General features: G+C 53.1%; 11 protein-coding genes. 7 read left to right on the top strand and 4 right to left on the bottom strand.

The window, feature by feature from the left end; all coding sequences use genetic code 11:
• Window positions 1-91 precede the first annotated feature (91 nt).
• A complete protein-coding gene (locus BLU70_RS06530; RefSeq protein ID WP_244885131.1) occupies window positions 92-850 on the top strand; it encodes a trigger factor in 759 nt (252 codons plus the stop codon).
• Here BLU70_RS06530 and BLU70_RS06525 read toward each other — a convergent pair.
• Together BLU70_RS06525 and BLU70_RS06520 are read right to left on the bottom strand one after the other, a co-directional pair.
• Window positions 847-2,037, bottom strand: a complete 1,191-nt coding sequence (locus tag BLU70_RS06525) for a glycosyltransferase (RefSeq protein ID WP_074692780.1) — start codon at window positions 2,035-2,037, stop codon at window positions 847-849. The genes BLU70_RS06530 and BLU70_RS06525 overlap by 4 nt on opposite strands.
• 143 nt (window positions 2,038-2,180) lie before the next feature.
• Window positions 2,181-3,467 carry an APC family permease gene (locus BLU70_RS06520; protein WP_083341177.1) on the bottom strand — a complete coding sequence of 429 codons (1,287 nt, stop codon included), beginning with the start codon at window positions 3,465-3,467 and terminating at the stop codon, window positions 2,181-2,183.
• A gap of 165 nt (window positions 3,468-3,632) precedes the next feature.
• Here BLU70_RS06520 and gmk point away from each other — a divergent pair, with 165 nt between their 5' ends.
• The 3 genes from gmk to BLU70_RS06505 all read left to right on the top strand — a co-directional run bounded on the left by gmk (window position 3,633) and on the right by BLU70_RS06505 (window position 8,290).
• Window positions 3,633-4,421, top strand: a complete 789-nt coding sequence (gene gmk, locus BLU70_RS06515) for a guanylate kinase (RefSeq protein ID WP_040288227.1) — start codon at window positions 3,633-3,635, stop codon at window positions 4,419-4,421.
• Between the two features lie 107 nt (window positions 4,422-4,528).
• Window positions 4,529-6,277 (top strand): bifunctional diguanylate cyclase/phosphodiesterase, encoded by a 1,749-nt coding sequence (locus BLU70_RS06510; RefSeq protein ID WP_052012151.1) that lies wholly within the window; start codon window positions 4,529-4,531, stop codon window positions 6,275-6,277.
• A 63-nt stretch (window positions 6,278-6,340) separates the two neighbouring features.
• Complete coding sequence (locus BLU70_RS06505) at window positions 6,341-8,290, top strand: sensor histidine kinase (RefSeq protein WP_244885130.1); 1,950 nt, start codon at window positions 6,341-6,343, stop codon at window positions 8,288-8,290.
• On the opposite strand, the gene BLU70_RS06500 is transcribed toward BLU70_RS06505, so the two are convergent.
• Window positions 8,275-9,402: a transglutaminase-like domain-containing protein gene (locus BLU70_RS06500; RefSeq protein ID WP_074692774.1), complete on the bottom strand. Its 1,128-nt coding sequence runs from the start codon at window positions 9,400-9,402 to the stop codon at window positions 8,275-8,277. The two genes, BLU70_RS06505 and BLU70_RS06500, sit on opposite strands and share 16 nt — an antisense overlap.
• Window positions 9,403-9,564: 162 nt before the next feature.
• Here BLU70_RS06500 and BLU70_RS06495 point away from each other — a divergent pair, with 162 nt between their 5' ends.
• Both BLU70_RS06495 and BLU70_RS06490 read left to right on the top strand, forming a co-directional pair.
• Window positions 9,565-10,503, top strand: a complete 939-nt coding sequence (locus BLU70_RS06495; protein WP_074692771.1) for an oxidoreductase — start codon at window positions 9,565-9,567, stop codon at window positions 10,501-10,503.
• 26 nt (window positions 10,504-10,529) lie between these two features.
• Window positions 10,530-11,120 carry a thymidine kinase gene (locus BLU70_RS06490; RefSeq protein WP_006445444.1) on the top strand — a complete coding sequence of 197 codons (591 nt, stop codon included), beginning with the start codon at window positions 10,530-10,532 and terminating at the stop codon, window positions 11,118-11,120.
• A gap of 32 nt (window positions 11,121-11,152) precedes the next feature.
• Here the strand turns inward: BLU70_RS06490 and BLU70_RS06485 are convergent, their stop codons facing one another.
• Window positions 11,153-11,506, bottom strand: coding sequence for a DUF4406 domain-containing protein (locus BLU70_RS06485; RefSeq protein WP_040288222.1), 354 nt, complete (start codon window positions 11,504-11,506; stop codon window positions 11,153-11,155).
• Window positions 11,507-11,715: 209 nt separating this feature from the next.
• On the opposite strand from BLU70_RS06485, the gene BLU70_RS06480 reads away from it, so the two are divergent.
• Entirely contained in the window at window positions 11,716-13,140 is a 1,425-nt protein-coding gene (locus BLU70_RS06480) for an NAD(P)/FAD-dependent oxidoreductase (protein WP_006445442.1), read from the top strand.
• The last annotated feature ends 1 nt before the right edge of the window (window position 13,141 follow it).

Raw genomic sequence — 13,141 nt, 5'->3', positions numbered from 1 at the left:
ACATTATTGTGACCCTTCTCACACGGCAGTGCAAATTTGTAAGCGGTACGATTTGTTACAATATAAACGACTTGTGTTGGAGGGGAATTCGATGAGCCGTATGAGTGACGTGATGCGCCAGGTCCGTGACTTTTACCGTGGGCGAGAGGAAGTTCGCCTCTTCCCGGAACGGTGGACTGTGTCCTACTTAAATACATTGTATTTTACGAAGCGGAGTGACGAACTCGACTGGGCCTGGGGCGACTTGGAAGCCCTGATGATGTACTTCGAGCGCTCCGGTATCGAAAATCTGGATGAACTCCCATGGTGGGAATATTCGTTGGCGCTTGAATGGATTGATGACCACATCATGGATGGGGACAGGTTTAATCTCACCCTGGACAATGCACGGCGCATGATGTCGCGTTGGTCGCAGTTCTATGCATATCTTGGCGACATGGATGTCGATATCGACACGGCAGCTTTGGAGGAAGCGTATCGCAAGATTTGCGGTGGTAAGCAACTAAAGTTGGTCGACCGGATTCCATACACCGGAGACGAACTGTGGATGGAGCTAGCTCCGGCGGGAAGCACAGAGTTAACGCCCTTTCAAATCTCTGATTACTGGCTCATGATCATGTACGACAGACTTGGCCGCTCGTGGGACGCCTTGCAGGAGACCCTGCAGTCTGTACCCTCTGTCCGCGAGAAACGCCGGCGTTTGCAGGATTTGCGGGACAAGCTGCGGTTGGCTGGCTGCCTAGACCATCCTGAACGGCTTATTACCGGCCAATTTGGTGATGAGGACGTCGAAGACGCTGAGCGTTGGGTGTACCGGATGCGTGTCAGGGGACAAGCCAAGCACATCTAATGCATTTCATATGGGCGCCCTTTCCAGGCGCCAGCCCGCCGTTGCCAGAACCGGATTGCAGAGTCAATTGTCATCAGCGTATACAAAAAGCCTGCGGCCGGTAATGTGATGACTCGCCACAGCGCCAGCCTGTACCAGCGGAGAATCGGCACGAAGGTGGCGGACATGATGCACCACGCAACAAGGCCAAGCATGCCTGGCCAGATCCAATCGGTGTGTCCCAGAGAAATGAGGCAAATGCCTGCAATAGTTATGACGACGGGGACAAGATACAGTAGTGTCATGCCGATGGCGGTGCCGACTAAGAGCCAAAGGGAGTAGTTGAGCTGTACGAACGCTGACCGAGCGACCATATTCCAAATCTCTGCTAAAGACGTATAGCGGCGCACGCTGGCGAAGTCGCTGCCCAGGCCCAACCACAGCGTGGCACCACGTGATTGAACGAGTTTTGCCAATGAGCAGTCGTCGATCACGGCGCCAGAGATGGGAGTTAACCCGTCTGCAGTTTGGATCAGTTCTCGCCTGACAAGGATACAGCCACCTGCTGCCGCAGCTGTCTTGCGTTTATCGTTGGCAACCCAACGAAATGGGTACAGTTTTGCAAAAAAGTAGACGAATGCTGGAATCAAAAGGGCTTCCCACTTTGACTCTACATGCAGTCGTACCATCAGCGAGACGAAATCTCGTCTTTGCCGTTTGGCCTGCTCAACAAGGCGGGACACAGATGACTCAGGGTGGCGGATGTCAGCATCGGTCAATAGTACATATTCAGCATCGGGAGGGACTTCGTGCAGGCCATTCTGCATAGCCCAAACCTTCCCAGCCCATCCGTTGGGCAGAGGAGCTGATTTCAGAATCTGCAATCGATCTTGCCGAAGCAATGTTTGCGCAATGTTGCGCGCCACTTCACTTGTCCCGTCATCACTGTGATCATCCACCAAAATGACGTGAAACTCGCCTGCATAATTCTGGTTCAAAAGTGACGGCAGAGTCTCGCCTAAAACATCCGCTTCGTTGCGGGCTGGTACGATTGCACAAACCTTTGGCCAACTAGAGACACCGTCGTGCTCCTTCATGCGCTTGTCTGTTAACCCGTCACCCATCAGCCAATAAAACCCTCTGCAGCATAACAGGAACAGCCAAGCCAAGCATGTGATGGCCGACACTAGGTCTGCAAACCATGGCATGTCATTCACCTGCCTAGGCAATTCTATGCGTTCTATGGAGTTTAACAAATTGAAATCGAGTTTGTTTTCACTGATAATGCGTGCAGGGGCGCCAAGACGCCGACAACTGGACGGCAAGGGCGGGCCCCTATCCGCGCGTCACCTCAAACTTCAGCCTCGCGCCATGTCCGTATGGCCCAAATGGCCACACCTACGAGCAGCCAAAGTGCGCCAAGTTTGAGCACAAGCGATGGTGACTCTTCGAAGATCAGTGCCACGATCATGACCAGCAAACCTAAGATTGCCACCAATCCATCGACAATGCGCTTCGGACCTTTCGTTCCCCGTACGTAAAATCGATAAAACAAAGATACGTGAATCATGATGAAAGCTGCAAATGCTCCGAACGAAACGAACGCGTTGAGCGTTTGTAAAGGCACAAAAGTGGCTACAACGAAAGAAAGAAGCGATATGAGGATCATCGTAACTCTGTCTAGGTGTCGGGACTTTGCTGACAACGTGGGTACGGTTTGTTCACGGAGTACGGCCAGCACCCGAGAGGCTGACACTTGGCCTGCGCTTGCGTTGGCGATGCCGGATCCGATGAGAAACACGGTGATCAGTAGCCAACCGACGAATGGACCGCCGATGGAACGAGCGAGATCGAAAAAGCCGGTTGCCGGATCTAGTGTGGCATAGTTGGGATGAATGGCGCCTGCAAGTGCACATTGCAGCAAGAATAGAAGGCCCATGACTGCTGCGACCCAAATCGTCGCTCGTCCTACAGATTTTGTCGGACGCGCAGCCTCGCCGTCGAGTGTGCTAATAGCGTCAAAGCCAAGAAAGCCAATCACGCCTACCGATACGAGTGACAGCATTCGTTCTGGACCAACATGCACAGGCGAGCCGGCAGGCAGACCGGCGTGTGGCAAAGCGTGCAGGGCAACGACGATAAAGGCAATTAGGGCGATGAGTTCACCGATGAGCACCAGCGCATACAGCCGGATTTGTCGCCGGATGGGCAACAAGCCAAGCGCCAGATTGATCAGGCTGAGTACTGCGTACCAGCTCCAGCTGGGGATTTGGGGCAAGTACTCACCAATAAGACTCGAACAATTGGCATACAGCGTGGCGGGTACGAACAAGTAGTCAGCTAATATGATCCAGGCGGCAATCCATCCAGTATCGCTTTGTAGTGCACGACCGACGTAGCTGTATATGGAGCCGCCGGGAAATACCCCTGCGAGGCGTCGATAGGCGTATGCCGTCAGACAAGCTCCGAACCAGCCTAAGAGCATGACAAGCCAGCTATGCCCGCCGCTTTGTTCCGCGATGTATACGTACATCGACATCGGCGCAATAGGGACCATTAAGACTGTTCCAAAAATAACCAGGTCAGCGGTGGAAAGCGGTTTCGGATGGGATGGAGGCGAGAACGGCTTTTGTGACATAGCGGGTCGACCTTTCTATGACGAAATGTTCATGCGAATCCTGATATGCGTAGTCTAGCGCGACTTATCCAAAATCACAAAGACGATAGAATTCCAATGATGCATGTACTTGTTCGCCGGAAGTGTGTATACTGAATGGAAACTTTAAAACGGGGATGTGTTCGTGTGCACAAAGTGCAATTTCATCTCGATCGGCTCTTGTTTGAACGCAATTGGAAGATTCCCGATCTGATGAAGCGTTCCGGCGTCAACAAAAACACGCTCTATGCCATCAAGAAAAATGAGATTTCCCGGGTCGATCTCAAAGTCTTGCAAAGTATTTGTGACGCTTTGCAATGTGCACTGTCCGACTTGATGAGCTATGAGCCCAAGGGGGAGCACGAGACGAAAGGGCTGTTGTTTATCCTATCAGGGCCGTCTGGGGCCGGTAAAAACACGCTTATCAATTCGCTGCGGGATCGTTACGATCTCGGTCTAACATTTATTCCATCGTTTGCAACGCGGCCGATGCGGCCAGGTGAGCGCAACGGGAATCCGTACTATTTTGTCTCAACGGAAGAGTTTATGGCCATGGCGGAGCGCGGGGAGTTTCTCGAGTACGAATCGATTCACGGCAATTACTATGGTACGCATCTCTTAACTTACGAACAGGCACTTGACGCAGGCCATATCGTCATTAAAGACATCGACGTCAACGGGGCCTTGAATATGAAGAAGGCGTTTGGCGATCGCGTCGTGTTAATTTATGTTCGTCCGACTTCGTTGAACGATCTCGAGGGTCGGTTATACGGGCGTGGCGACGCGGAAGCCGATATTCGAATTCGGATGGAGCGCTTAAAGTACGAGGAATCACTCAGTGACCAATTCGACTATTTGATTTTCAATGACGATATTCCGACAGCCACAGCCGAGCTGGCCCAAATTATTCGCACATGCACGCGCAAGCGCGCATAAACGTTCTTTTTCCCGCGATCGCAGAGTGTCGAGAGAGGAAGTTGCTCGAACTGTGTCGAAAGGGTTGACAAGTAGAACTGATGGCGGATCTCCTTGGGAGGAACGTTATGACGCAACAGCGCACCGGCGATGCGCGAACCATGGATTCGTTTGGGGTTCGGCAAGATGGTACGTTTTATACGCATCAGGGGTTTAGAGATATTCTGAGTGCACACTGCGTAATTCGGTATCTGCCAGAGGCGGTATATGTATGCATTGAAGACGGATCTGGCCGCCTGCTGTCGATTGCCGCCGTGAATGATGTGCTGTGCCGGGAATTGGGTTATGAGCCGCTTGAACTTCTTGGGCAAAGTGGATTATGCATCGTACATCCAGATGGACACCACATTGTAAGCGAGATCTGCAAGCAGGGCGAGGTGTCTCTGCCTGTGGAAATGCCGTACGTGCACAGGGATGGAAGCGCGGTGTCGTTTGAAGTTGCAGCGAATCCATTTACTGTCGGCGACAAGCGCTTTTGGATGTTCACATGTAGGCCGTATGGCGAACGCATGGGTGCATGGCGCAAGTTGATGGACCGCTCATACTTCGACAGTGGGACAGGCTTTCCAAACGAGCATTGGTTGCACGCTAAGCTTATGTCGTTGCAAAGTCAAAAGGGTGCTCAGGTCGCAGTGGTGGCGGTTGGGTTGAACAAGTTCATCGGTCTTCGGGATAGTTACGGAGACGAGGTCATGAACGAGGCCTTCACCAATCTTTTAATGCGCGTGCAGAGGGCACTACCTAAGTCGTACGTCGCACGGGTGGCAGCAGACGAATTTGTCGTGGCACTGCGAACGGGAACGATTGACGCAACGGTCCTTAACTTTCTTACTTTCCTAGTCGAGCAACCCATACGTGTCAGAGAGTTTAACTTTCGCCTGCAGGCCAGATTTGGCGTCGCTGTTCCGGATGAATCGGAGGATGGGACGAAAGTAGCTTTTGTCGAACTTTTACACCAGTCGTTACTTGCCCTGCATAGCGCAGGAGAAGCGTCGCTGAACAGCACGTGGTATACACCGAGCTTGAAGCGCGGCATGGAAGAGAAGCATGCGCTGTATTTTCGATTGATGGAGGCCCTCGATAAAGGGCAAATTGGCGTGGCGTATCAGCCCAAGGTTGACGCCACCGGGCGTATCGTCGGTGCTGAAGCCTTGGCACGCTGGCATGAACCGAGATTTCCGTGCTCGCCAGGGACGTTCATCCCTATTGCAGAAGAACTTGGCCTCATCCACAAACTGGGTTTGCGGGTCTTGGGTGTCGTCTGCCGCGATTTGGTGCACAACGACGTACTCGCTATGGCGAACATCCCTATTTCTGTGAACTGCTCTGTACGCCAACTAGATCATCCCGACTTTTTACGGAATGTTCAAGCTGTGTTGGGCAACTATGGAATACCGCCACGGCGGATCGTATTCGAGGTGACAGAAAGCGTTTTCGCCGACTCTGGGCGGCGTCTATCCGTGCTACAGTCGCTTCAAGATAGTGGACACCTGCTGGCCATTGACGATTTTGGTACAGGCTATTCGTCCTTTCGCTATTTTCGCGATCTCGCACCGGATATCCTCAAAATAGACCAGTCGTTTGTGCGCGGCATCGGGCTAGATCCCAAATGCGAAATCATTGTCTCTAGCATCATTGACCTCGCTCATCACCTTGGTGCCATCGTGGTCGCCGAAGGCGTCGAGACGGATTTGCACTATACCTGGTTGCGCGAGCGCGGCTGTGACGTCTTCCAAGGTTACCGATTCAGCCGGCCATTGAGTCTTCATGACATTTTGAAGTGGCTTCCAGTAGGTTCTACACCCAGTAAATCATAGAGTCCACAGATCCCAATCGAGCCTGCTATGCTATGGGCAAGTACGGAGGGAGTTGGGGATCACGTGGAACGTCGGACTCGTGTCCGCTTTTCTTTGCGTTATAAAATCATGGCCATCCTGTTTGGTGCCATGTTGCTCATCGCGCTTCTCAGTGACACGTTATTTTATAGTACGACGCGAGCACAGTTGTTGAACAACGCGGTGAAACAGACGGAATTACTCGCGCAACAAATTGACCTTGAGATTGCGGCCTCGCGGACAGGCGAGGCGTATATCGACAATTTGCTTGGCAATGAATTGCGCATCGCTTCCATCGCCATTGAGGAGCAGCTACCGCCACGTGTGGCAGACGTCACCAACAGCCAGCTAAAGCGGCTCGCGGCGCAGTTGGGAGTCAGTGGTATCACCTTGTTTCAGCCGACCGCCGACGACATTGTCGGTGTTCGGTCCACAGATCCCCGCGAAATTGGCCTCTCGACAAAGGGCATGGGCAAATGGTACATCGCCTTTCGCGATCTTTTGGCCGGGCGTCCACAGGCATCCACCTATGGCATGGCGGAGCAGAATTACTGGTCAGGCCCGTTCTCCAATGCCACATCGGATCCTTCTAAAGTCGATAAGTGGGGGTACTACTACGACGGACGTACCGACTACATTATCGATCCGTTCTATGTCTCGACGTCGATTCCCGGTTACGAACAGGACGTTGGCGTGAATACAGCGATTCGCCATATTCTGGATTCTGATTCGGACGTTCTTTGTATCGCTGTGCTGAATCGCACGTTCGGGCAAGCACCGATTCGCTATTCTTACCACGGCACCTTTTGGGTCGACGTTGCCAATGAGCCGGTGATGTACGGCGAGTACAAATATCGCAACCCGGCCGTTGACGTGAAAGCAAAAAACGAAGCCCTCACGTCGAATCGGACGGTAAGCGTGATCGATCATGTATCCGGGCGCAAAGTGCTAAAGACATTTATTCCACAGAGCGTCCATGGCACGCGCTACGTCGTCGAAGTGGTCACTGATTATCGTGCCATCAGCAGCACTTTGACGATTCTTATTCACAACCTGGTCATCGTTTCTGCCGTATTGCTTGTCGCGACTGCGTTGCTCAGCTACTTGGGGGCGGATCTAATTACCAAACCGCTACGCCGGATTACAAAGGCTGTGGACGAGATTGCGGATCGCAACTTCGAAGCGCAGCTGCAGGTCCGCCGCTCGGACGAGATTGGTGTATTGGCCGATCACGTCAATGAAATGTCGCGCAAATTGGTTGATTATCTGCGTGAACTTTCAATGCGCGAACGCGGCAAGGGCATGGATTATCTCGTGATGGCCACCCATGCGTTGGTGCACGAGTTGGGTACCCCATTGGCGGCGATCCGCCAGATGTCGGAGCTGTTACCGCGTGTGCAACCAGGCTTGAATAGCAAGGCGGTGGAAATCCTCGACCGAATGCATTCGGCTTCTGCATACGCAAACCGCGTTTCCCGTGAGTTCACAAACTTCCTCAAGCATGGTCGGCTGACTGTCAAACGTGCGGACGTCTTGGCCATTACGAGGGAGGCAGCGGGGATGTGTCGACCGATGATGGAAAGTAAACACATCCAGTTGGTTCTCGATGATCGCACAGCCATGGCAAAGGTCGAGCTAGAGATCGACGCAGATAAGGTGTTTGCAGCCATTGTCAATTTACTGAAAAACGCGATGGATGCGATACCGGAATCCGCGCCGGTACGGCAAGTGCGGCTCGAAACGAAGGTCGAAGGGGAACAGTTGCACGTGGATGTTGTCGATACCGGGGTAGGCATTCCGAAGGAACGTTGGGATACTATTTTCATGCCCTATAGTTCTACGAAGAAAAACGGTCTTGGTCTTGGTTTAACCTTTAGTGGTTTGGTTGCCATAGCGCACGGAGGCACGATAGAAGTGGTCGACAGTGGCCCTGGCGGCACGCGCATGCGGATGTGCCTGCCGCTGATTGATAGGGCCGTTCAAGGTGAGGCATAAAAGGTGATAGACGTCTCGGTTTGATGGGTTTGGTCAAATTGTGCAGGCGGTACGTTGAACCAGTCATCTTGCTCTGAGCCCCAGGTGGTATCGATGAGGATCCAGCGATGCTCTGCGGGGAGGTAAACCTCATTCCAGGCATGGCTGCCTTCGTCACCTGCGGTACCACCTAAGCCTTCGTCGATGCGCACAGTGAGTCCGCAGGCGTGGGCCATATCGGCATACAACAGAGCAAAATCGGCACAGACACCTTTGCCGGTTTTCAAAGTCTGCAACGGCGATTGTGCATCCCATTTACCGTGATACACATAGTCGTCATATTTGGCCCAGTCGTATGAGATGTGGTGAATTTCCCATTCGTACAATGCCTTGGCCTTTTGTTCCGGCGTCGAATCGCCTTTTGTGATCTGCAAGGCTTTTGTAGCAACCGGTTTTGGCACAATCAGGATGCCAGTCTCCGATGAGGAGCCTGGAGTCGGGATCGCAAACAGCGAAATGTTTTCGGCGATGGGATGCAGAGCGCCTTGCGCAAGCACGGGCAACTCGCGAGTGGCAAACGGTTGTAACCACGGTTTGTAGACATCGCGTTCAAGCATGATGTAGGGTGTCGAGGCGTTTGCTGCTCGCGCCAGGGCAGGTAGCGACAAGTATTGGTTTGCAAGAAAAATGCATGCGCCTAGCGCTGCAGCACGAAGCGCACCTGCGATGGCGCCGACGCCGCTGCCACCCATGCGTCCGAAGATGCCCGGTTTGCGTTGGGATATGGAAAAGGTGATGCCCCATAGGGGACGCACCAACGTCATGAGCAAATTAGACAGAATAAGGTAGAGTACGGCAAAACAGATCAGGTTGCCGACGCGCGGCGCTTGTTGCCAAGCTGTGGCGAGGTGTGTGATCCATTTTGGCAAGTGAACCATGCTCTCCGGATGGGTCATCCAGTGTCGGATGTATGCGCTAAGGTGCCAGGCGAGCCAACCCGACAAGCAGGCGACGACGATGTTCATGACCTGCGCGATGGTGGTTCGTAGTTCGCGAGTAAAACCGCGCGCGAAGCCGAGGAGCGCTGAGGTGATGACGCATGCAACGAGAACGATGGTCAACCAATCGTGCACGGCAATTCTTCCTTTCTGGGTCTTGCATAGACAGTCGCCATTGTAGCGCGGGATTGTGCTGGTATGCACGGGTGTTCATTTTCCAGTCTATCCGTCAGGGGTGGATTGCAGTAGTATAAGATGGTGATTTGCCAAACTGCCGGTGAGGGTAGGAGGGCCGCCATGGACTGGACGATAGACAACATGCCCAGCATGCGGGGGATGACCGCGATTGTGACGGGCGCAAATAGCGGCATAGGCTGGGAAGCGGCGAAGGTCTTAGCCGCTCGGCACGCGAGGGTCATATTGGCCGTGCGCAGTGTAGAACGTGGAGCAGCAGCCAAGAATCGCATCCTTGCGGAGGCCCCACAGGCGGACGTGGCCGTCATGCGGATCGATCTCGCCGATTTGCCATCGGTGCAGGCGTTTGCCGATGAAGTGATGGAGAGGGAACGAAAGGTTAACCTGCTTGTAAATAATGCGGGGGTCATGGCGCCTTCTTATCAAAGGACGAAGCAAGGCCTGGAATTGCAATTTGGCACGAACCATATCGGACATTTCGCACTCACGTTGCGCCTTTTACCGGCGCTTTGTAAGGGGCGGGGTGCACGTGTTGTCACGGTGAGTAGCATGGCGCACACCATGGCTAAAGCCTTGGATATTCCGTACCTTTGTGGAGATGGAAGGTATCGTCGGTTTGCCAGTTATGCGCAAAGCAAGTTAGCCAATCTGTTGTTTGCCTACGAGTTGCAACGGCGTGTGCAAAGTCGGGGATTGGCGCTACAAAGCATCGCTGCGCATCCAGGTTTCGCGGCGACATCGTTGCTCGACAACGGGATGTTTGCAAAGTCCACATGGGTTCGGCCGTTTGCGCGGTGGGTGAATCGCTTTGCTCAACCGAGTGAGATGGGAGCCTTACCGACGCTGTACGCGGCGACGCATCCGGATCTGGTTGGCGGCGAATATATCGGTCCTGTGGGCGGTATGCGTGGTTACCCAGGCATTGTTCGCTCTAGCGATGCGTCATACGATGTCGATGCCGCCAAAAGGCTTTGGGATTTATCCCTTGAGCTGGCGAACATCCGTCCGGACGATTGGATTGCATTAGCGGATACTATGTAGTTTGAAATAAAAGGAGATCTTGTAACTTGGCCAAATTGTATTATCGGTTTGGGCAGATGAATGCGAGTAAATCGATTCAATTGTTGACCGTTGCGCACAGTTACGAGGAACAGGGGAAGCGCGTGACATTGTTCACACCGGCCGTGGACGACCGCTACGGCCGAGGCGTGATTGCGTCGCGCGTCGGCATTGCGAAACAAGCCATCGTCGTCGATGATGGTACCAACCTGTATGAAATCGTCAAGGGAGATCCTGCCGACTGTGTTCTCGTCGATGAAGTTCAGTTTTTGCGCGCGTACCATGTCCGTCAATTGGCTCGTATCGCGGACGATCTTGACATTCCTGTTATCGCGTACGGCTTGTTGAAAGATTATCGCAATCACTTGTTTGAAGGCAGTGAAGCGGCCATTTTATGGGCTGACCGCATTGAAGAAATCAAGACCATTTGCGCGAATCCTGGGTGTGACCGCAAAGCGACGATGATTTTAAAAGTCAAAGACGGCAAACCGGTGTATGCGGGCGAACAAATTGAGGTTGGCGGCAACGATTTGTACAAATCCGTCTGTCGCAAACATTACTTTCATCCCGACGTCGACGGGTTGATGCATACCCCCTAACTTCTAATTTCCATCCTACCCGCAAATCTTCCCTATAAATCCAGTGCAAGCTGGCGCACGCCAACCTCCTCAATGGCGTGTGTACAAAGGCGCAAGAATGTCGACATCGAGTAGACTGGCATCTCGAGTTGGCTCGCCACATACACTTCAAGTCGTGCACCACGCGAATGTTCCCAACCGGGCAACGTAACGATGCAATCGGCATCCATCAGCAGACGGATGTCCTTGCGCATTGCACTCGGCCACGATTCGTCAGAGCTACACACCTCGGCGGGATTGATGACCTCGTGGCCGTAACTGCGCAGTTTTTTGGCCGCCTCCAGAAATGCTGGACGATTCAAGTCGGGCAAACCTGTCATGGGTCCAGATATGTACACTCTCCGCATCCTAATGACCTCCGCTACACTGGTTAAAAGCCACTATACAGAACGTATGTTCGATTGTCAAACCACATTGGCCCCCTTGACCTTAGCGCTGTAACCGCTATAATGACGAAGGTTATTCATCCGAACAATTTGATTATGTTTAACATTAATGTTCGGGATGTTTCGTTTGTTTATTGCGGACGATCAGCCGCCGAACAGGGGGAATTTGCGTGGCGGACAACTATGACGTGATTATCGTTGGTGCTGGACCTGCGGGTATCTATGCGGCGTACGAGTTGGCGGAAAAGGCGCCCCAGGCAAAGGTGCTGATGATTGATAAAGGCGTCGAGGCGAAATACAGGCATTGTCCGATTATGGACGGCCGTATTGACAAGTGCCCACCTGCGAACAAAATCAAGACGTATGCAAGTTGTTGGCCAGCATGTGGCGTCATCAATGGCGCGGGTGGCGCAGGCAGCTTTAGCGATGGGAAATTCAACATCACGGCCGAATTTGGCGGATACCTCACAGAATACCTGCCATCATCCGAGGTTTTATCGTTGATCGAGTACGTCGATGCCATCAACTTGAAGCATGGTGCCCCAGATGTCATCACGGATCCCTCGACACCGGCAGTTGCGGCCATTGAGCGGCGGGCTATGGCTGCGGGCCTTAAGTTGTTGCGCGCACGGGTGCGTCACATTGGAACGGACATGAATCTCGAATTGATGAACTCGATTTTCGATTACCTCGCAAAACATATTGATCTTCGCTTCCGCACATTTGTGGAAGATTTGCTTGTCGAGGGGGAGCGAATTGCGGGGGTCGTCCTGCGCGGTGGCGAGCAAGTTCGCGCAAAGTTCGTTCTTCTCGCACCAGGACGCGACGGTGCGACCTGGTTGTCCGATTTGTTCCGGCGCCACAAACTGCGGATGACCAACAATCAGGTGGACATCGGTGTTCGTGTGGAAACGAGCAACGTTGTCATGCAAGAGATCAACGACCATCTCTACGAGGGGAAGTTTCTTTATCAATCGCCGGCAACAGGTCTTATGGTGCGCACGTTCTGTAGCAACCCGTCGGGCCATGTTGTCGTTGAAAACCACACAGGTGTCATGGCAGCAAATGGTCACGCATATCACGATCCGGCGCTCGGCTCCCACAATACCAACTTTGCGCTGTTGGTCAGCCATCGCTTCACCGAACCCTTCGATCGACCGAACGAATTCGCAAAAAGCATTTGTCGTCAAGCGAACGAACTTTCCAATGGTTCGATCATCGTTCAGAAGTATGGGGATCTTCGCAAAGGTCGCCGCAGCACAGAGCAGCGCATTCGGGAGGGCTTTGTCGAACCGACTCTGAAGGAAGCGGTACCGGGTGATCTCGGCCTTGTTCTGCCGTATAAGACTATGTTGGCGCTGCAAGAGATGATTGAGGCACTCGACAAGGTAACCCCGGGTATCGCGAGCGATCACACTTTGTTCTACGGGGTCGAAGCAAAATTTTACGCGGCTCGCGCAGAAGTTGGAAAGGATCTTCAGACGCACATCGACGGCCTGTATTGTGCGGGGGATGGCCCGGGCATTTCCAGGGGAATTTCACAGGCCGCGAGTAGCGGTGTACACGTGGCGAGGCAATTGTTAGGGCGGCTGTGAA

It is taken from the genome of Alicyclobacillus hesperidum (assembly GCF_900107035.1).
In the GTDB taxonomy this organism is placed as follows: Bacteria; Bacillota; Bacilli; order Alicyclobacillales; family Alicyclobacillaceae; genus Alicyclobacillus; species Alicyclobacillus hesperidum.
The sequence above is the reverse complement of the archived record's forward strand: the minus strand, read 5'-3'. Positions and strand labels throughout refer to the sequence as shown.